Origin of the sequence: Pseudoalteromonas sp. S2893, assembly GCF_005887105.1 — a bacterium.
GTDB lineage: Bacteria > Pseudomonadota > Gammaproteobacteria > Enterobacterales > Alteromonadaceae > Pseudoalteromonas > Pseudoalteromonas atlantica.
Window position 1 is genome coordinate 189982 of record NZ_PNCY01000005.1, and the last position, 23252, is coordinate 213233.

The following is a 23252-nucleotide window of genomic DNA, read 5'->3' on the forward strand; positions in this document are numbered from 1 at the left end:
GCTTAACAAAGCGTTGGAACCCTTAATTATTAGGCTGGTTTGGCTTGGCTGCGTAGTTTTTGAAATAACCAACTAAGCCCCACTAACGACAAGCCTAAGCCGATAAACGACAGCGCTTTTAAAAGCCCCGTTAAATTAGCCATGTCCACTAAGAATACTTTTAAAATAACGGCTGCCAATAATCCTAACCCTATTTTTTGGATTAATAGCTGATTTTTTAAATGTCCTAGCACCACAGTAATAGCCCCTAACACAAGCCAAATAACCGAGTAGCTATAAAGCTCTGCGTTGCTTGCACCTGTTGATAAGTAAATATACGGGCCTTGCCAGTATTGGCGTATAAAGCCATTAATTGCCAACACACTCAATACACCCGCTACTGTGAGTATAAATGGCGCAGCTTTTGTATACAGCGGTTTAATTAACGTATAAAGCCAAAGCACGAGACCCGCAGGCACTAACCAAAGCAAAAATAGCCAATTAAATACAAAATATTCACCAATATAAATAGAGCTTAAAAACGGGTTGGCGTTTAGCAAGGTGCTCAGTGCAGTAACACCCGCAGCACCTGCTAATGCCATGCCTGCCACTTGGTATAATTTAGCTAAGCTACCGGCAATACGAGCACGGTGTAAATATACACAACCCAGCGCAAGCCAATTACAGGTGAGTAAAGCTTGTTCGTAAAAGCTCAAAGAATCAAACTGCGGATAGTGCCCTACCAGTTGATAGCTGGTTTCGGTGGTAATAAACAACGCCAAGCAATGCAGCGCTGCGCCTTCAAGCCAAACTTTTAACTGTGATGCGTTAAAGCATTTGGCTGCAGTGTAAAATAACACCACACACAAAGGATAAACTACTAAGCTCCAGTGTACACCCAATACACTAAGCGCCTCGTAACTTGGGGTCCACGGTGACAGTGTAAGGCGAAGTAATAATGCAGCCACCAGCGCTTTAATTGGCCAATGTGGCATAGGCACCCGATAGCGGTTTATTAACACGCTAATAAGTAAAACTTGAATAGCCAGTGCAATGGTTAGCCCGCTGTCATTTAATAACATAGTGATAACAAGCGTGATGTTGGCATTTGCCCCCACCCAATATGTAAAGCGCTGAAAAAGCGTTGCGCCACCTATTGCGCACTTAATTAAAATGGCGCTACTTGTAAGTAGTATCACTGCCCACAATGGATAGGCTGTGGCCAACGCATGGTTTGGGATTATAGCGTATAAGGTGGCAATCATTATAAATACGCTAAACGAGGCAGTAATGTGAAAAGCCAATCGTTTAGGTTGCCACTTTATACCAAAATAAAGCCCATATACGCTGAGCGCTAACCCTAAAAATATAGCGCCACCATATTGGTGCCTAAATATAAATAGCGAGTCAGAATAATCAACATAATAAGAAGGTGTGCTTAATAGCCAGAGTATAGCTATTAGCATCGCCACCCCTTGCCATAAATCCCAGCGGCTATTTTTAAGCACTAAAAACAGCAATGTTGATATGCTTAACGCATTAATTATTTGCCACTGTAAGTAGTTATTACTATCAAAAAGCATAGCCAGTAACAAAGGGACAATACAGGCAAGCATTAAAGGGTTACTAGGGAGTGCGTTTATTAGGCGCTTTAAACTATGTGGGCGAGTTTCAACCACCGCAAGTTTTAACCCCAAGCGTGGCTGGGCAATTAAACCAATAACACTTAATAGCCCATACGTGCCCATAAGCCAAATGGTGCTGCTGTTAGCTAAAGTAAAGCCAACAACATACCAGCTCAAATGCCCCGCCCAAAGTAAATACCACAGCCATGCACGCTGTACTTTATACGCGACCAGCGCAGCAGATAAGCTCACAAACCCAATGTACATATAAAGCGCAAATAAATTATTGCTGCCGGTATTAATCAGCACGGGGACACAATAAGCACCAATAATACCTAGTACGGCTAATACTGGGCCAAGCATTATTGCCATAGCGCTCGCACTTATGGCAATAACCCCAAGGACAACAAATGCTGTTAAAGGGCTGATGATGTTATAGCTGCTATACGCTAATAAGGTCAGTGCAAAGCACGTAATAAAACCCCCACTGGCAAGCGCTGCAGGTATATAGTTATTAAACCCTTCAAATACACTATTTTTGTAATGCATATAAGCTGCGGCTGCAATTAAGCCACCACCAAATAAACCGCCTAGGGTTAATCGCATTGCAGGAGAGAGCAACCCGGCTTCTAAACTGTACTTTGCTAAAAATATACCGCCTAGTGCCAATGCGATTGCGCCTATCCAGGTCATCCAGTTTTGTTCAAAGTCGCTACGCAATTTTTCTAAAAAAGAAGTAACAAGTGTGGGTTTGAGATTTTTACTGCCTTGCTTATGTTTACTGGCAGAAGCATTAGCGGGAGGCTTTATTGCTGAAGCTGGCGTTTTTACCTGGTCACGAGGCTGACTTAGCTGATTGGATTGATTAGGACTAACTTCATTAAAAGTCGCCTCATTGCTATTTGCTTGAGCCGTGTCCGCATGTTCAGCTGTGGAGCAAGCGGTGCTTTTATCGGTGCTTTTATCGGCGTTTTCAGCGTGGCTTTGTGCGTTGTTAGCTAATTCTAAACTAAGTACTTTTGCTTTTAATTGGGTAATTTCTTGCTTTAAATTACTAAGTTGTGCAATTGCGACAATACCGCAAATAGCACCGGCTATTATTGCAAATGCAAATAAACCCACTATTCCTAAAAACTCATCCATGGCATGCTCTTTTTATTTATTATGTTATGAGTGTACCTAAAATTTTTAAAAGTTATAGCAATCTGCTTATATATGGGTTTATTTAATGTAAACAAAATCACGCTGCAGCTAGGCAAAAAAAAGCCCCAAACAATAATGCTTAGGGCTTTTACTTTCTAGAACGTGTTACATGTTACTTATTCTACGCTGTCTGTAATTGTGCGCGTTACACTCATTTTAAAGCCTGAACTGGTTGTCTCATCGTGCTCTAAAATTAAGATATAGTTACCTTCTTCGGTAAAATCTATATCGCTTTGTTGAATTAACACTATTTGTTGGCCGTTATCTTCGTATACGGCATACACAGTGTAAGCTTCATCATCTACATCAATTTCTTCTTGATCGTATCTATCTAAGCCATCAATTACATTGGTGGCGTCATCAACAGTTTCACCATTTAAGGTAAAGTACACGTCAACTTCGCTTACTGTTTGCCCTGCGTAGCTTTCAATTAGGTTAACAACCGAAATAGTATGGCTGTAGCTGCTAGGTGTTAGGTTTTCCTCAACACTCATCATGCGTAAACCATTATCGACATCGTTGTAAAAAACGCCTACCGCACTTTGCTCGCGCTCTAGGGTCATTAAAAAGTTATCGGCAAGCTTAGTGCCCTCTTCGTCGTACATTGCAACGCTGTAACTATTTGGCGAAAGCTCAATGTAATCGGTGTAGGTATCGCTTGCTACCGTATTGGTATCGTTAACTGTGGTACCACGGGTCGTGCTAAAGCTAACTGGCGAGTAATCATCAACGGTATTTATAAAGCGCAATTGGCCTAACGCTGATTGGTGCTTTAGTGCTGTAACATAGTTATTGTCAGTCACAATATCGAGCGTGATACCGTTTTCTTCTGTTGCATAGCTTGGGCGGATCATGGCTACGTAGCTTTCTTCATCGTAAAAATAAACCGACTCCGACTCATACACTACATCAGTGCTACCTGCCTCAGTGATATAAATTGTGTAGTAACCCTCATCAAGGGTTTGTAAATCTAGCTCACTCAAATACTGTGTTGATGTAAATAGTTCAGCACTTTCAAATACGCCATCATCGGTTGCTAGGTAAATATCGTAGCTAGTGTCTTCACTGGTGATATTGTAAAAACCTAAGTTAAACTCATCTGTATCACTTGAAATGGGCACACTTAGCTCTGTGAACGTAGGTTCGTCAAAGTTACCGCTCATTACAATTAGTTCGGTTTTGTCACCTTTGATTGATACTTCTTGTTCGCTAATTGTAATGTAGCTGTCGTTTGCATCTAAGTATTCAAAGCTTAAATCGTAAGTGCCGGTGCTGTAATTATGACGCGTGGTTACATCAGCAAAATCAGTGCCTGAGCGCTCAGTTTCGTCTACAAATAAACGCGTATATGGGCTGTTATAAGAGCCATTATATAATTGTACGTAGCCTGTATCACTTGAGCCGTCGCTGCCGCCACAACCAACTAGAATAGACATTAAACTTAGAGGTAAAGCAGCTTTCAACAGAGAGTTGGTCATTAAAGTTTCCTTATTATTAAAATCACTATTATGACTTCTGTGCTGCATTTTAATTTCATAGTTTACAAAGTATTACCCTTGCTGACAGTTCTTTACGAAAACGTAAAAAAGTGTATTAAATGTGCAAATAATAAGGACGTATTTTTACAAAAAAAGATTTACGGGGCTATTTCAAATCTGTCTCGGCCATTATTTTTAGCAAGATACAACGCCATGTCTGCGCGTTTCATTACTTTATCAAGGGGCTCGTTGGGGGTTTGCAGCGCCATGCCAATACTTACACTAAGGTGCTTAGCCTGCTTAACATTAACACTGTGGGCGATGCTGATTAATTGCTGACAAAATTCAGCCGCTTGGCTTATATTGCTGGTGGGTAAATAGCCACCAAATTCCTCACCACCGAGGCGCGCAAATTTAGCGTTATTAGCAAATACATGATTGTATTTAGTGGCTAGCTGCTGGAGCACTAAGTCACCTTCGTCGTGTCCAAACTCATCATTAATTGCCTTAAAATGATCAATATCAACAATTAAAATCACATAAGGCGTGGCGGAGGCGGTTTTAACATGCCGATAAAAATAACGCCTATTATGTACTTGTGTTAAGTCATCAGTAATTAGTTCGCGCGCTAAACGGTTATGAATACTTTGCACAAAGCGCATGGTTTTAAATAAGCCATAGGCGGTAAAAAGCATTCCCATGGTTCTGCATAAGTCTTCAAAATAAACACTCATCCAATAGGGCTGCACAACTAATTCATCTATTACATCGGCCGTTGTGCCCATACTCCATAACAATAAACCCAATGTAGAAAACACATACGCTTGTTTTGAAAGCTCAGAGCACTGCACTATCCAAAATAAAAATATAAGCACAACAAGGTTGCAAAAGTCGGTAGTAAAACCGTACACGTTATTTTGCACATCTAAAGGGGGGAAAGTATTTAAAGCATAAAGTGAGAAAACAATAATGTAGAGCAGTAACGCTATACTTACCGCCTTGTTTATCCAACTCATTTTATAAAAGTTAGACAGCCTAACGGTAAGTTTTACAGTTTCAATCATAGGGTGGCGCTTTTTAGTGCGTTATTAACAAACTATAGCACACCAGAAAAAACCGTTATAAAAGGTTACCTTACCCTATACTTGCTGGGTTATTTCACCACCTTGTATACAAAAGCTTGAGCAATGTAGGCTCAAATACAACGCAAAGCTAAAAACCCATATTTGCATTATGTGCCCACACAGTTTCAGTCTCGCTGAGCAGCTTACTTACCTATACCAACCAAGTATAAAACTATATTAAGGTGCTAAGGCCCCATAAAGCTAATATTAAAATAGTAATAGCAATCATCGCTTTAGTTTTGTGTTTACTGATTATTTGCTCGGCTTTATTACCTGCGTAATATACAACAACAGCTAAACTAAAATAGCGAATTGAACGAGCAATACCAGAGGCTAATAAAAACAAACCAATAGAGTATTTCGTAGCCCCAGCGGCAAGCATCGCAATTTGAAACGGAATTGGCACTATGCCCAGCGTCATTACAAACCAAAAACCTTGGCTTTGCATTTGCTGCTTAACATTTTCAAATTGCTCTTGGCTTGAAAACATTTCAATAACCCAGTCACCTATAGCGTCAAATAGGTAATAACCCAGCGCATAGCCAAATAAAGCACCAATCACGCACCCAACTGTAGCCATAAGCGCTATTAACCAAAGCTTTTCACGACGTGCTTGCATAAGAGGCACAAGCACTGCTTCAAGCGGAATAGGGACTATCGTAGATTCTAAAAACGACGCTACGGTAATGCCTGTTAGCATATGTTTAGAATCTATAAAGTGCCGTGTTTTTTCTTTTAGTTTTTTTTGAATAGCCATGTAAATCCCTTAATAATTTGCCATTGTAAGCACAGTGTATAGTAAGAGTATTAAGGTACGCTTAAGCATAAAAAAGCCCGTTATAAAACGGGCTATTATCCATTGTTGTGCGCTATTTAAATGGTTGAGTTATATACGTCAAACTGCATTTGCATAACGCTAGACTGCTCACCTTCAACTAAAGCAATAACACGCGTTTCTCGGCCTTGTAGCTCTGTCGGAATTTTTTTAGTTTCGATAAACGTTTGTTGCGAAATTTGCTCTTCGCTCACATTAAGCGCAAGCAGTGCTGATTTAACCGTTTCAATACGTTTTAACGCTAGCTTTCGGTTGTATTCAAGTGAGCCCTTTTTACTGGTATCGCCTATTAAAATAACACTCAGTAGTGGTGAATTTTCAATAGAGCGAGCAAACTCGGCTACTTTTTGCTTTGCATCAGTAGTAAGTGCATGCTTATCAAATTCAAAGTTAATTACCACCCCACGAGTTGTGCTTATGTTTTCCTCAAGCGGGCAACCGTCGTTATCTGTTACCGCTTTAAAGGGCGTGTCTGCACATTTATCGCGCTCGTTAATAACCCCATCTTGGTCTTGATCAAGCAAATCATTAGACTGTAATTTTTGCTCGTACGGACCTGGCTCAGTAGCACAGGCTGTTAAAAGTAAAGCGGCACTTAATAAAGCTATTTTTTTCATTATTATCTATCTCCAAGCTGCCAAGAGTCTGGCTTATCTACTTTTAAGGCACTTACTAAACGACCCGTTGCATTGATCAACCTGTAGCTGGCAATACGTTGATCATAAGCTGATTCAATATAGTTTCTTCTTGCTGTGAATAATTCAATTTGCGAATCAAGTACATCTAATAATGAACGACGCCCCAAACCAAATTGTCTTTCGTAGCCTCTTTGTGCAACTTCTGCATACCCTACGTTTTCTTGGTAAAACTTTTTTTGCTCATCTAAAAATATATACGCATTCCACGCAAAGCTCGTTGCTTCTTTTACTTGTCTATGTGTTGAGTCTTTTACTGCTACAGCCTCTTGATAGCGCCATTTAGCGGCGTCAGTATCAGCATTAGTTTTACCGCCACTGTATAAGTCGTAACTCATGGTTAGCATTATTCTGCCATTGTCATCTCGACCAGGCGATCCTGATATATCTCGGTTATCAGCTACATCTAACTCTAAACTCACTTTAGGCCAATACCCACTTTTCTCTCTTTGTATTTGTTTATCAGCAGCTTGAATATCGTAAATAGCGGCAGCAATCTCAGGGTGGGCGCTTTTTGCAATTCTCATCGCCTCTTCTAAAGAGTCAGGTAGGTAATGTGCATCCGCTTTAGGGATAACGAGATCCTCAGGATACTTGCCTACTAAATCATAATAATTTGCTTGTATGTCTAATAAATTATTTTTAGCTGCTAGATAACCAGACTGCGATGTTGCTAAACGTGATTGCACTTGAGCTACATCGGCATCACTTGATAAACCACGTTGGTGGCGCTGCTCAATATCACTTAAAATCTTTTTATGTATTTCGATATTTTTTTCAGACAATTCAATTAATTCAATTGCTTTTAATAAATCTAAATAGACTTGAACAACTTCAAGGCTGATATTTTCTGCCTCAGAGATCAAACCGAGTTGATCGGCGCGTGCTTCGTTATCTAATCTAGCCACCTCAGAAGAAGTGCTAAAACCATCAAACAGCATTTGTGTAATTTTTAAGCCCAATTCTCGGCGGTCTAATTCTGTGTCAAATTCGCTGCCCGATTTATAATTCACATGCTCATAGCCATAGGCCGCATATAACCGTATTTGTGGTAAGTACTCACTAAATGCACTGCGTTTATCACGATACTTAGCTTCAAAGCTCGCATACTTTTGCATTAAGCGAGGGTTTGTATTTAATGTTTCTGCTACCGACTGCTCTAATGTAAGAGCACTTGCATACCCTGGTGTTAAAGCTAAAACAGAGAGTAATCCTATAATTCGCATTTAATATTCCTATTATGGTTCACGCATGGCATTTGCCTTTGCTCTTAGCAAAGGTTTTAACCAGTAATCTAAAACAGTTTTTTTCCCAGTAATTATATCTACCTGAGTTTGCATACCCGGTATGATAGGCTGCTGAGCAATCTGACTTACGGTGGTTTTTATAAAAGCTTGGTAATAAGCGGTGCCGTCTTCTAAATATTGAGCATCGGCGCTGATATAAGTAACCTCGCCTTCCAATCCGCCATAAATCACAAAATCATATGCAGTAAATTTTACTTTGGCAGGCATGCCCACTCTGATAAAGCCAATATCTTTTGGCTGTACTTTGGTATCAATTAAAAGCTGATCATTTTGCGGCACAATTTCCATCATAACTTCACCAGGGTCGATGACACTGCCGATAGAACGCGAGACTATATTTTTAACAGTCCCTCTTACTGGCGCTCTCACTTGTGCTTTTAATAATCTGTCTTCGAGTGCTTTACTGCTTTGCAAAATTTTAGCCAGCTCATTACTCACTTCATCTAGCTGGTTCTGCGTATCGGCTAAATAATCAAATACAATAGCTTTACGCTCTTCAAGCACTTGGCTTTTAGCTGCTCTAAGCTGCTGTAACAGTGCCGTAGCTTGGTTTAGTTCACCTTTCATTGCGATTTCATCGCGCTGTAATTTAACCAGTTCCATTTCAGCAACTGCTCCGGCATCTACTGCACTTTGCGTTAACTCTACCTCTCTGCTCGTAAGCTTTAAGCTTTGCTTTAACGCTGAAATATTAGCCAGTTGTTCATTACTTGCCTGCTCTTGTTGCAATAAGCTTTGCGTACGCTGCTGTAATTGTGACTCGAGCTGAGTTAAACGAGATGTGTAAGTGTTATAGGCTTGCCTATATACCTCTGGCGACACGCCTTTACGCGGAATTTCTAAACGTTTAATCGTGGCACCAAAACTACTTTGCTCGTCTAATGTCACACTTTTGAGCTCAGTAAAGAGTCGGTTATGCCTAGCAAGTAAAGACTCACGCTCTTGGCTTGATTCAGCAAATGCTGCGGCAAAGCGGGTTTCATCAATTAAAAGCAGAGGATCGCCCACTTCAACTAATTGCCCCTCTTGTACGAGCACCTCTTTTAATATGCCACCGTCGAGGTTTTCTATTGTTTGTACACGCTGAACAGGAATAACGGTGCCTTGTCCTATAATCACTTCTTCTAGCTTAGCAAACTTGGCCCACAAAACGACTGAAAACAGTAAAATAAAAACAATAATAACCAACCGCTTAGCTTGCTTTGCAGCTTGCAGCTGCCCCATATATAAATCAGCCATTATTTAGACCCACTCCCAATATTGGCATTACTTACTCGCGTTACTTTTTTACTCACCAGTTTTACGCCGCCCGATACTTTTTCGCTAAATAATGATTTTGGGGTTTCTATACTTTTTAATCGGCCATGGTCTATAACAAAAATTCTGTCGCAAATTGAGAGCATTTCTTTACGGTGGCTAGAAATAACCACAGTTTCGGTGCGCTCTTTTAGGGTTTTTATTAATAGTTTTTCGTGCCCTTCATCCATAGCTGAAGAAGGCTCATCTAACAGAAGTAAGGCGTTATTACTTTGTAGTAGCGCTCGTGCAATACAAACAGCTTGGCGTTGGCCGCCAGATAAAAATCGGCCAAATTCGCCCACTTGGGTTTCAAGCCCCGATTCTAAACGATCTATAAAGCGGCTTACGCCAGATTGAACAAGCGCTTTGGTGAGTTCAGCCGGGTTTATGTTTTGAGCACCTAATGTGATATTTTCAAGCACGGTGCCGTAAAATAGGCTTGGGCTTTGTGCTACCCAGCCACTTTGTCTGCGCAGTGCACTCAAAGACCAATGCTTTATATCTATATCGTCTATTAAAAGCTGCCCAGAGGTTGCTCGGAACTGGCCAGCAATAATTGCTAACAAGGTTGACTTACCTGACCCTGCTCGTCCATATAAGCCTATTTTTTCACCTGGCTTTATTTCAAAATTAATATTATGAATAGCTTCGAGCTCTTGCTCATGATATTGAAAACTTAAATAACGAGCTGTAATATTGCCGCTTAACGTTGCATCAATGGTACTTTCGCCGCTTTGCTGCTCTTGCTCTAACGCCATTATATTTTTGACGGACTCAATAGCCGTTTGAGTTTGCTTGTACTTTAAAACAAGCCCAGCCAACGATGATATTGACCCTGATGCACGCCCACTTAACATAACAATAGCAATCAGTGCGCCCATACTAATATCGCCATTACTAATTAAGTACACACCTAAAACGATTAATCCAATACTGGTAAATTGGCTGAGGCTAGAAACGGTATGCGTTAGAGTTGTTGCACTGTGACGTGATTTATTTTGCCAATCAACCATTTGTGCGAGTGTTTGCTCAAGCTTTTGTTGTGCCCCTGCTTGGCCATTCATTTGCTTAAGCTCAACAAGTTGGTTTAAATTTTCAATTAGATACGCTTGACGCTGGGTAGATAGCTTAGATGCCTGCTCTACGCTTTCATTTAATCTAGCTTGGAGTACAACACTTGTAATAATAACAATACTAAGCACGGCTACAGGAATAAGTACAATTAATCCCCCAAGCCAAAAAATTAAAGCTAAAAACAATAAGGTAAAGGGTAAATCAATAACAGAGACCAAGGTTGCAGAGGTGATAAATTCCCTCACGCTATCAAAATCTTGTACTTGCTTTGCATAAGCACCAGAAGAAGCTGGGCGCTGCTCTAGCCTCATACCGAGTACTTTAGCGTACAACATACTGCTAATACGTAAATCTATTTGCCTGCCTGCGGCATCAGTCAAATGCCCTCGCGCTTGTTTTAAAAGCCAGTCAAATACAATCGCTATTGTTGCACCCGTTGCTAACACCCATAACGTATCCATAGCTGCATTTGGCACAACACGGTCATACACATTCATGGTAAACAATGGCACCACTAAAGCGAGCAAATTCACAGTTAGTGAGGCCAATAATAATGAGTTATAAAATGGCTTTACCTGATCCCACGCAGGCCTTAGCCAGCTTGGAATACGGGTGTGGAGTTTTTCAGAGCGCTCATCGGTTACATTATCGTGCGATAAGTACCATATAAGCTCTATATCTATGTCTGTTAACTGCTTGGGATTTGCATCATCTTGTGAGCTAAACGAACTTTTACCGCTGTTTTCAAAAAGCCAGAAAAAACCATCTTTATCGAGTACCAAAGCGGGATAAGCATAATGTTTAGGCGTAGTTTGTAGTTGAGCACTTACGTTAATGTTACTTAATGCTTGCTCTAAATGATGCGCCGAAAACTCATTACTTGGTAAACCAAGTAACAAGTTGTCGCTTTGATGACGCAAATGCAAGGCATCGGCAATATGCTTACCGAGTGCCAACATTTGTTCCCGGTTAAGGATTAGCTTCATACGTTTTCATCACCACTAGTCATACTCGCAATAGTCTCATCATGTGCAGTGTCGCCACTACCAGACATTTCACTATAATCAGCACCACTGGCACTTGCTGTACGCGCTGAGTTACTTGTAGCCGACTCAGAAATAGTTACATTCACTTCCTCTGTAGCCGCTTGTTGCGTTTCACCATCGAGTGTAGCGAATGCATTGAGCGTTAGCGTGAAGCTATCACCTGCATCGGCGTCAATAATTTCGAGAGCTTCAATATCAGCAATATCAACGGTCCACGTATCACCTACTTTTTCTCCAAAGTTAAAGCTGTATCCATCAGGTAAGCCGGTAATTTCAATATAGCCGGTTTCATCTGCTGCAGGGTTTTGCAAGTCTGCATCTAAGTTTAGGGCAATATTGTTGGTTGAATTACTTGTAACATCATTTGCGGCAGTCCATACAGGCGCATCAGCTTGAGGCTCTAACTCAATAATAAACTCTGATGATTGTGTATCACCCACACTTGTTACTGTTTCGCCATTAATTTCTGCGCTATCAACTGTTGCTACATCGACACTCATGTTCAATGTACCAAACGCAAGACCACCGGCATTAAAGTCAAAGTTTTCTATTGAACTGCTATCGCTTGTAATTGTTGCGCTAAAGCCGCCATTACCATCACTGGTAAAGAATACAGTTTCACTCCCAATAGTAATAAACGCTTCGCCGTCAATATACTCAAGAGCACTACTGTCCGAATCGGCTGCTATATTAACCGTTAACTGAATTGTCTCTGAGCCATCAGCCTCTTCACTAAATGCTTCAAGGTCAATAGTTATAGTGTCATCTTCTTGCCCGTCGTAGCTTTCAAACGGCTGCTTAGAAAAATCCAATGCGTCGGCTTCTGGGTTTACTACAACCATAAACGAGGCTGAGGTTTGTACAATTTCACCAGGTGATTCGTCTTGTGTTAGCGCATTTAGGGTTAATTCAAACTCACCACTAAAATCAAGCGGCGGTACAATAATTAAACCAGCTAATTGCTCTGCAGTTACGGTCCAGCTTGTGGTGTCTTCACCATTAAAGGTGCCACCGTCTTTACCGTTATTAACAAGTAAATTACCATCAGCGTCTTTTAGTACGGCATCTTTTGGTACGCCCGAAATAGTAATTGATATAGTTTCAGAGCCGTCATCATCTTTTAGAAGCGCGCTTAAGCCTGCTAATGCTATATCGGCATCTTCGCTCCCTTGTGCATCTGCTACTGTTAATACGGCTTCATCGGTTACCGCCTCTACTGCAATACTAATTGTATTAGTAACTTGCGTTGTAGCTGTAGCTGTACCTGTACTTAATTGTGCGGTATCAACTATGGTTGCCGTTATTTGAATATCAATATCAGTTCCTGATTGGTCCTCAATTGGCTCAACGCCAATACCTGCAAGCGCAGCGGCAAACTCTGCTTCTGTCCCGTTATAGGTGTATGTGTTATCGCCGTTGTCGGTAAACATATTATTAGGGTCATATAGCCCCACACCGTCCGGTAAAGTAATAGTAATAGGCTGACTGAAATCGACCTTTTCAACTCCCCCATTTTGCTGAGGGTTTGAATCATCATCCACTTGGTTTAAATCGGTTAATGCTAACGTTAAGCCAAGCGCTGTGGTGCGGTTATCTTCTTTAATTTTGTTAATAGCCGCGCTAAACTCACCACCGTCGGCGACAGGGGTTACATCTATTTCTAAAGATTGAGTGTCATCAATATACTCATCACCACTATCATCATCTACTGCAATAATGGTTACCGGAATGATTAATTGCCCTGAGTAGTCATCGCCTGCACTGGTAAAGCTTAAGTTGCCAAGCGACTCTTCAGGAATAATATACTCAGCAACTTCACCATCATCCCCAGGGATTGCGATAACACCGTCACCTTCAATAATAAGGCCTTCAGGTAAGCTGTCTGCGCTTATGTAAACAGTCACGGTGTCGTTTTCATCATCAGTCAAGCTGGTATTAATATGGCCTGTAAAATCAACAACCTCATCTTCTACTGCATCAACCACCGAAATTTGTAATTGCCCTACTTCAGAAGCTTCTGAGCTGCTCCCTTCACCTGTTACACTAAAGTTAACAGTAAAGTTGTCACTTAATAATACGGCGTGACTGCCATCGGCTACGCGCGCTTTAACAGTAACATCTATATCACCCGTAGAGTTTTGCGCTTCTAAGGTCACATCAGCAAGTAAGTCACTAATTACATCTTGTACTGTGTCACTTGTACCTGCATCAATAGGTATAATCCAACGGCCAGAGCCATCTGGGTACGCCCCATTTGGATGAATCACCTCTATATTTACGCCATCAGGGAGTATTATTTCTATATGAGTAATAACCTCAGAGCCATCAATATCTTCTTCTGTAAAGCTAACAGCACCTGATAAGCTCATTGTTCTGCTTGAGCTCGTTATTGTTTCATCGGTTGCTTCAAGGCGGGTAACAGCACCACTGTTATCGCGCTCGGCACTGCTTTGGGTATCAACTTGCCCGTTTACGGTTACTGTAACTTGACTACTAATGTCTTCGCTCACACTGCCTACATCAGATGTATCGGTCACGGTATAAAGTACATCAACAGTAAGCGTGCCTGAGAAATCCTCATCAGGCAGTAAACGCACTCTATCGCTGGCTAAAACATCCTCAAGCGTTGGGTATTCGTCATTAATTAAATCAGCTAAATCATACCCGCTACCTACACTCACTTCGTCGCCATCAACATACAAGGTAGTGTTTGCTGGTATGCCTGTAATTACGGCACCTGTTATTGTTTCTGATCCATCACTGTCGATTAAATCGGGATTAAAGTTAAGTGCAATACGTGTATCTTCATTACCCTCAGACGTTGTTGCTAGGCTTTGCGTATTATTGTCGATTGTTGGGTTAAAGTTTGTGGTTACAGCAATGTTGTAATCATTAGTATCACCATCAGCTTCTGTTGGAACTACTTTAATATTAAAGTTAACTTCACCACTAAAGTCATCAACAGGCGCTAAATAGTAATTTTCCATCTCTGCAGCCGTTAAGCTGTACATTGGCTTGCCGTTAGCATCAGTACCAACAATTGGTAAATCTGCTGGGTCGCCGTTTACATCAACTAGCATTACCGAGTCTGGTAAATCAGAAATAACTAAGCTAATTGCTTCTGACTGATCCACATCAGAGGTCACAATTAAAAAGTCTAAACGTAGGTTAGTATCTTCCGTACCTTGGGTGTTTTGCAGCGTAAAGTTGTTTTCATCTACCTCTGCAAATGCCCAGTTATCATTGCTATTTTCTTCATCTAGCTCTGGCGGATCTATTTTACCTATAACAGTTAATTGTAGAGTATCTGGCTGTGTACGTGCTTCTTCACCGGTGCTGGTTTCTGTTGCAATAGCTGTAACCGTAATATCGAAGGTAGCATCGGTTGCACGGCTGGCATCTTCTTTTTGTTTTAAAAATATGTTCCCTGCTTGCAGCTCTGTATCACTTACTAGCCAATTTCCATCTGTATCTTGAGTTAATACATTTCCATTTTCATCTACGAGCTCAAAACCTTCTGGTAATTCAACTTCAAAACGCAGTGTTTCTGAGCCATCTTCATCTACAAGTAAACCACTAAATAAATCGATAGCTGGGGTGAGCGCATCTTCATCTACGGTTTGGTTTCGCACAAATAAGCGAGGTTCATCAGCAACAGGAGTTATTTCAACCGTTACCGTTTGCGCGTTTGATGATGCACTATCATCATTTTCAGCTTCAGTAGCAACTGCAGTAATATCAAATGTAAACGTACCTGCTACGTGCTCTTCGCCAACTACAGTTAAGCTTTGCGCCTCTGCTGCGGTTATTTCATCACCGTTTGATAGTTCACGGCCATCGGCACTAACAATTAAGCCCTCTTGTATATTATTAATTATATAAGTGAGTGTTTCTGATCCATCTGTATCTTGCAGTGAAGCGCCAATATTAATAGTAGCTTCGGTATCTTCTGCTGTTGTGTAACTGTAATCGTTTGTGTCATCCCAGTCAGGGGTGTCGGCCACTGACTCAACGGCAAGAGTATCACTAGCCGACAACTCTCTAGAGGCACTGCCGATTCCAATTGTCGCCTCTATATTTACAGTTACAGATTGGGTTTCATCTGAACTATTTTGCGCAGGTTGAAAAAATAAGTCACTTATTGTCACTGTATCATCAGCGTTAATTGTAATCGTATCGCCAGTGAATACATAGTAGCCATCAACAATCGAAACGTTAGCGTTATCCGTTGCTAAAGCGTCATTGAGGTAAAGTTCACCGCCTTGTAAAGAGGCAACTTCTATTCTAATTTCACTCACTGTTTCGTTTTGATCTATGTCTCCCCGGTCAATACTTATTGTGATTTGGCTACGCGCTGAGTTTACAATGCCATTATCATCAGTTGCATCTTCACGGATATTTTGTGCTGTTACGCTCATCGAACCTTCAGCATCACTAGTGGTCAGTTCGATAATCGAACCTGTCACTTCATCACCATCGTTATCTATGACGTTGTAAGTAATTTGTTCATTAAAATCAACACTTGCTGTTTGATCAAATGCAGATGTATCAAATACCACTTTACCACTTTCGTATACTCTCAATGTACCTTGAGTATCGTTACCATTTTCATCTTGCAGAGCCACTTCTTTATAGCTACCGTTGGTATCACTGCCTGAATCAAACGCAGTATATTCAGTACCACCGTAATTAAATGAAGACAGTTTGGCACCATCAGCGCCTGGGTTATTATCATTGCCTACAAAGTCATTGCTGTTTGTATCTAATAAATCAATAGTCGTGCTTTGCCCCTCGACTAAATTGACTTCAACAGGGTTTGCATCAATTGTTGGTGTATCATCTGTTATTGAAATAGTTACTGACGCGTTATTTGTATCGCCATCAGCATCAACGGCTGTTACATCAAAACTAATATCCTTCGTATTGGCTCCGTTAGCATCAGGATGTTCTATTGCTGTAAATTGCTCGTAAGTGTAAGAGCCATCAGGATTAAATTTAACGCGTAAAACATCTTCGCCATTTGCTGTAGCGATATACCAGCCATCAGCGTTTTTATCGTTTAATGTAATTGCATTATTTCCATCTGCAGTAACGTAACCTTCGTTGTTAAAGGTTGTTATAAAGTCATCTACAAGCTTAATCTCAATAATCTCGTCAGAGCCTTGGGTAACACTAATTTGCCCTGTTGCCGTTATTGAGTCATTACCTCTAAGGTTAGCTTCATCAACACTTGTAGCTGAGTTAGCTATTACAGGGTCGGTACCGTCGTTTAATGTTACCGTAACATTACTTGTAACTTGTGAACCATCGGTATCTTCTGTGTACACTGGAATCACTATTTGCGGTGCATCTGTGGTATCACCTGTGTGATCTATTGCACCTGAAATTTCGAATGAAATAGCATAGGTGGCAGAGGTTTGTGCATCAACATTCACATCTGGTAAAGTGATTTTAAAGACCTCGGTTGAAGTGCCTTCTAAAATACCTTGTGCGGTACCGTCGCTATTAACTTGCCAAACAATATTTGTGGTGACAGCATTACCGTTCTCATCGAGCGTAGTTTGCGTTAGCTGATTACCATTACTATCAAGCACCGCTGCCCCATCAGTAATACTAACTTGCATGTCCACTACATCATCAAGACCTGCTGTTACTGTAAATGAGGTATCAGTATCAGTATTTGCTTGGCCATCTCCATCTTCGTTATTGTCAGCCACGCTGTTAGGTGTTTCAGAAACATTTAAAGTAATATCATTTTGAGTATGCTCTGCCCCGCCATCATTAACGGTAATGTTTAATGTGGTCGTATTACTGTCCCCATCATTATCTATCACTTCGACTTGCAATGGTACGCCGGTACCTTCTATTGTGTTGTCAAATGGACGGTAAAGCGTAAACTCGTATGTTAAGTTTTGATTACTCGTGCCATTAATGTCGGGTAACGTCGCTACAAAAATTGTTTCTGTACCTTCGCCAGTATTTGCCGTTATCGTTCTTCCATCATCACTTAAAGTGTATACAAGCGCGACACCACCGGCAGTTAAATTTGGTTGTGAATCACTAGAGAATGCTAGCGATGTTATTGTGTCACTGCCAACTGTTGTGCTCACGGTACCTTGCTGAGATACGGTGGTGTTATTAGCGGGGTCTAAACCACTTTCGTCAATACTAATAGGTGTTTCTGAGGTATCTTCAACCTGAGGCCCTCCGCCATCTTGAACGGTTATGGTTACATTACCCGCACCACTGATTGCTGTACCATCACTGTCCTCCCCATTAATAGAAAGCGCAAAATCAATATTCTCTCCATTAGGGTTATCAAGGGGTAAGCTTACTGTTGTTTGAACCTTAGCATCTAAATCTTTGCCATTTGCATCTTGCGTTGCACTTACGCTAAAGCGAATAACTTCGCTGCCATTAGCTGAGCCTGTAATTGTTTTTCCGTCTTCACTTAAAACAAAGGTAATAGCAGAGCCTGAACTTGTTAAGTTAAGCGAATCTAAACTTGAAATAGTGTCATCAAAGGTGATTGAATCGGCAACTAATGCATCAGAGCCTGCCACAACATCAAAGTTTTTGTTATTCGTGGTAATAACGCCGTAGTCACTTTCAGTGTAGGTGGTTGCTTGGTTAGTAAAACTGCCCGCACTGCCATCTTGTACTGTAAATGTAGCTGTACTGGTAGAGCTACCTACACCGTCGCGATCTGCTATTGTGTATTCAATAGTAAACTGTGGTGAAGGGGTTGAATCACGATTATCTAGTGCGTTAAAGCTCCAAGTGCCATCACTGTTAACCGTTAACGTGCCTTCATCGGTGTCTATTATTGCAGGTGTATCGGCTGTTATGTCAACATAGTCAGTGCCATTAAATGTAACGCTTGTAACGGTTGGCTCGCCCTCTACTACACTGTCGTTAGTGACTAAGCTACCTGTTGATACTCTACCGGCATCAGTGTCTGCTTCGGTGACTGTAAAGCTGTCGTCACTGCTTTGTGGGGCTGAGTCGGTAATCGTAACGGATGTTGGTACAACGACAAGTTCGGTTGTGCCATCGGCATCTGTTTGCAACGCATCGACAAAAATATCTGTTAGTAAACTTTCACTTTCATGATCAATGGGGGCGTGTAACGTGGTAGTAAGCTCACCGCCAGCAAGCGCCACACTTAACACTAAGTTGCCTTGAGAGTCTTTAACTTCTAACGATAAACCATCATTTGCTAAGGTAACCGAAACAGGGCTGCCGTCTACCGTTAAGCCTTCAAGGCCAGATTGGTTTGTACTTAATGTAAGGTCAGCGTTATCTATTTCTATTGAACTAGTCGCTGAGCTTGTGCCGCCATTTGCAGTATTACTTTCGTTTAATGTTTGGCTATCAAGCGCATCTAATGTGGGTGCGATATCTTGCGCTGTGTTTCCTGCAGAATCGGTAACGGTTGCTGTAATAGTCCACGACTGTGTATCATCAAGCTCAGATACATCTATACCGTTAACAGTCCAAATTCCACCATTTGCTACTGCTGCAGTCACTATTTCACTAGTAGTGCCATCAAAAATCGTAAGTGTAACGATAGAACCTGGTTCAGCATCGGTTGTACCATTTAACGTGGTTACTTCACCGTCTTTAAATGATCTACTGTTAATGCCGCTTTCACCAGTATCAATATCAATATTAATGGTGGTGTCTTTAGTGAAAGTTGTTGAATTAGTCGCTAAATTGCCCTCAATATCAAGTGCGCTCACTTCTGCGGTAATCTCTCCATCAGCAAGTTCTGATATATCAGTGGCATTAATTACCCACTCACCCGCGGCATTAATAACTACATTTTCGACTGTGACTTTGTCACCATTTACATCGGTAAAGACCACCGTGGCGGTTTGATTTTCATCAGCCTCTTCTATTACACCGCTTACTACAACATTACCCTGCTCATCAGTATTAACAACGTCATCGCCTGCTGCCATTTCAATGGTGGTTGCTGCGGTTTTATCGTGAATGGCTGTGTCTGTATCGGTTGCGGTATTGCCTGCAACATCACTTACGGTGGCTGTGGCTGTTAATGTACCGTCATCTAGCCCTGATAAATCAGCACCGGTAATCGTGTAGGCATTATTAATAACCGTCGCTTCAAAGCTGCGCTCATTACCCGCTGCATCCTTTACAACCACCGTGACTGTTTGGTTATCTTCAACGCCGGTTGTAGTTCCTGTAATTTCAACGCTTACGTTTTCACCATTGCCGTTTATTACGTTGTCGCTCGTATCGTTTATATCTACCGTTACGGCAACTGTGGTGTCTTTAGTAAAGCTGGTTTCGTTTGTGGCTAAATTGCCTTCAACATCTAATGCGCTAACACTTGCTGTAATTTCACCATCTGCTAGCGTTGAAATATCCGTAGCCGCTATTTGCCATTCACCATCTGCATCAATAGCTACGTTTTCAACAGTAACTTTGTCTCCGTTCACATCGGTAAAGACAACCGTGGCAGTTTGGCTTGTATCTGCTTCTTCTATTACACCGCTTACTACTACGTTTTCTTGCTCTGCAGTATTTATAACTGTGTCATCGCCCGTCGCTACTTCTATGCTAGTAACGGCTGTTTTATCGTGAGTTGCGGTGTCTGTATCGCTAGCTATGTTACCTGCAATGTCACTCACTGTGGCTGTGGCTGTTAAGGTGCCGTTGTTAAGTGCTGATACGTCTGCACCTGTGATTGTGTAGGCTTCATCAGTTACTATTGCGCTGAAGGTTTCACTGTTTGTGCCATCACTCACTACTACGGTGACCGTTTGCCCATTTTCTACGCCTACGGCAGTGCCGTTTATAGTAACGTTGGTATTTTCACCATTGCCATTAATAACGCCATCGTCTGTATCAACAATATCTACCGTTACATTCGCAACCGTATCTTTTGTCAACGTGGCTGTATTTACCGCTTCGTTACCTGCGTTATCAAATACACTCACACTTACTGTAACGTCGCCATCTGCAAGTGAGCTTATATCTTCGTCGCTCACTTGCCACGTGCCGTCTGCATTAATTGTTACGTTTTCAACAGTGACTTCTTTATCATCTTTATCCGTAAAGGTAACCGTTATGCTGTTGGTTGACTCTACATCATCAACCACACCACTTACGCTTACCGCTTCATCTTCTGCTGCGTTTATTACTGAGTCTTCTAGCACGAGCGTTGTACTGGCTTGCGTATCTTTTGTGAAATCAAGGCTGTTTGTTGCCTCGTTGCCCGCTATATCTTGTGTCGTTACATCAACGGTGTAATCACCATCTGATAAAAAGCGTAAAATTGGGCTATCTAGCTCCCAGTTACCTTGCTCATCAATTGTAACTGTGGCTGATAGCAGTTCATCACCATTACTATCTCTTAATACAACATCAACGTCTTGCCCAGCCTCTACGCCACTTATTGTGCCTGCAACTTTTGCTGTAGCTTGCTCTTGTGCATTAATAAAAGCGTCATCGCCTACATTCACGCTGATCGTTGCTTGGGTATCTTTTACCAGTGTTGCACTGTTTAGTGCTTCGTTACCTGCATTGTCAAATACACTAACACAGGCTGTTACTTCACCGTCAGCTAATTCACTAATATCCGCGGCTGTAACCTGCCAATTCCCTTCATTATCAAGCTCAATATTTTCAACAGTCACTACATTTGCGTTACTATCGGTAAAGGTAACCGTAACTCGATTTGTAGATTCAACATCATCAACTTTGCCACTTAATGCAACCGTTTCATCTTCAGCCGCATTGATGAGTGTGTCGTTAAGCTCAAACGAGGTAGTTGCTTGGGTATCTTTGGTAAATAGAGCACTATTGACGGCTTCATTGCCTGCATTATCAAATACGCTCACGCTTGCTGTTATTTCACCATCAGCTAATGCACTAATATCGGCAGCTAAAATAGACCAGTTACCATTGCTATCAAGCGGAATATTTTCAATTACTTCTGTATTACCATTTTGATCAGTAAAGGTAACCGTTACATTGCTAGTTGTTTCTACGTCCGTTACCGTACCACTTATTGCAACAGCCTCATCTTCGGCTGCATTTATCACATCATCAGCAAGGTCAAGTGTGGTTGTTGCTTTAGTGTCTTTAGTAAAAGCCGTACTGTTAACAGCTTCGTTTCCTGCATTATCAAAAACACTAACGCTTACTTCAATTTCACCATCTGCAAGAGCACTTATATCGCTTGGGTTTATTTGCCAATTACCATCACTATCTACGTCAACCGTAGTTGTAACTAGATTTATACCGTCACTAAATGTAATGGTAACTTCTCGCGTAGCTTCAACGTCAGTAACGGTACCACTAATTACTACACTGCTTTGCTCTGCGGCATTCACCACCTCATCTGATGTTGCAACAGCAACTGTGGTACTTGCTAGTTTGTCATGCTCTGCAGTATCACTGCTGGTTGCGGTATTTCCCGCAATATCTGTTACGCTTGCAGTAGCAGTTAATGTCCCATCATTAAGTGCTGATAAATCTGCATTAGTAATTGTATAAGCACCATCAATAACCTCTGCAGTAAAGGTTTCGCTGTTGTTTGCATCGCTCACTATAACCGTTACAATTTGGCCATTTTCGATATTAGCTACATTACCGGTAATGCTCACTGCAGTATTTTCATCGTTACCATTAATTACGTTATCAGCTGTGTCGTTAATAGCTACAGTTACACTTGCCAACTGGTCCAAAATAACGCTGTCATTTGCACTTGCTGTGTTACCCGCTAAATCTGATACTGTGGCTGTGGCTGTAATCGTGCCATTGTTTAAACTAGATATATCTACATTTTCAAAACTATACTGGCCGTCAATAACGGTACCATTTAGCTCTAGATCTGGGTTAACCCCATCAGATACTATTACGCTAATAGCTTGGCCGTTTTCGATATTTTCTACGTCGCCTGTAATTGTAATTTGTGAGTTTTCAGTGCTGCCATTTATTACACCATCATCTGTTTGTGCAATGTTTAACGTGACACTACTTTGAGTATCTTTTGTAAAGGTAAGGGCTGAATTGGCTGGATTTCCTGCTGAATCAGTAACCGAAACAGCAGCGTTAATTTGACCTTCGGCTAAATCAGCTATTTGATCTGTAGTAACTTCCCACGTTCCATCTTCGCTAACACTTACAGTTATTACTTTGGAAACATTACTGCTGTCGGTAAGCGTAAGTGTTACTTGCTGCCCTTGCTCTACATCAATAGTTGTACCAGTTAAAACTACATTGCCTTGCTCTGAACTATTAATTACCTGATCTGAATCAAGTAAAGATAAATCTATCGAAGCGGTATTATCAAGCTCAACTGTATCTTGTGCATTGGCCGGATTTCCGGCGATATCTGATACGCTTGATGTAACTGTAAGCGTGCCGTCATTTAATGCGCTTGCATCAATCAAGTCTGTGACGTATTCACCATTTTGTACAATGGCTTGCACTTCAATCGGTGGGTTAACACCATCGCTAATAGTAACCGTAACTGTTTGGCCATCTTCAACATCGCTAACTGTTCCGCGCACAACAATGGCTGCACTTTCGCCGATACAGTAAATAGAACCGA

The 23252-nt window shown here is 41.4% G+C and carries 9 protein-coding genes; all 9 read right to left on the minus strand.

All coding sequences use genetic code 11. From position 1 onward, the window contains the following. Positions 1–29: 29 nt before the first annotated feature. Positions 30–2747, minus strand: coding sequence for a DUF2339 domain-containing protein (locus tag CWC04_RS02240; protein ID WP_138684497.1), 2718 nt, complete (start codon positions 2745–2747; stop codon positions 30–32). 176 nt (positions 2748–2923) lie between these two features. Then, positions 2924–4285 (minus strand): DUF4397 domain-containing protein, encoded by a 1362-nt coding sequence (locus tag CWC04_RS02245; RefSeq protein ID WP_121637898.1) that lies wholly within the window; start codon positions 4283–4285, stop codon positions 2924–2926. Positions 4286–4443: 158 nt separating this feature from the next. Further along, a complete protein-coding gene (locus CWC04_RS02250) occupies positions 4444–5349 on the minus strand; it encodes a GGDEF domain-containing protein (protein ID WP_138684498.1) in 906 nt (301 codons plus the stop codon). A gap of 232 nt (positions 5350–5581) precedes the next feature. Next, complete coding sequence (locus CWC04_RS02255; protein ID WP_029772950.1) at positions 5582–6166, minus strand: YqaA family protein; 585 nt, start codon at positions 6164–6166, stop codon at positions 5582–5584. A 116-nt stretch (positions 6167–6282) separates the two neighbouring features. After that, complete coding sequence (locus tag CWC04_RS02260; RefSeq protein WP_138684499.1) at positions 6283–6861, minus strand: OmpA family protein; 579 nt, start codon at positions 6859–6861, stop codon at positions 6283–6285. Positions 6862–6863: 2 nt separating this feature from the next. Continuing rightward, entirely contained in the window at positions 6864–8165 is a 1302-nt protein-coding gene (locus CWC04_RS02265; RefSeq protein WP_138684500.1) for a TolC family outer membrane protein, read from the minus strand. A gap of 12 nt (positions 8166–8177) precedes the next feature. Then, entirely contained in the window at positions 8178–9485 is a 1308-nt protein-coding gene (locus CWC04_RS02270) for an HlyD family type I secretion periplasmic adaptor subunit (protein WP_138684501.1), read from the minus strand. Beyond that, positions 9485–11605 carry an ATP-binding cassette domain-containing protein gene (locus CWC04_RS02275; protein ID WP_138684502.1) on the minus strand — a complete coding sequence of 707 codons (2121 nt, stop codon included), beginning with the start codon at positions 11603–11605 and terminating at the stop codon, positions 9485–9487. Before CWC04_RS02275 ends, CWC04_RS02270 begins: the two co-directional genes overlap by 1 nt. Further along, entirely contained in the window at positions 11602–23244 is an 11643-nt protein-coding gene (locus CWC04_RS02280; protein WP_349304517.1) for an Ig-like domain-containing protein, read from the minus strand. The genes CWC04_RS02275 and CWC04_RS02280 overlap by 4 nt, the downstream gene beginning before the upstream one ends. Positions 23245–23252: the final 8 nt, after the last annotated feature.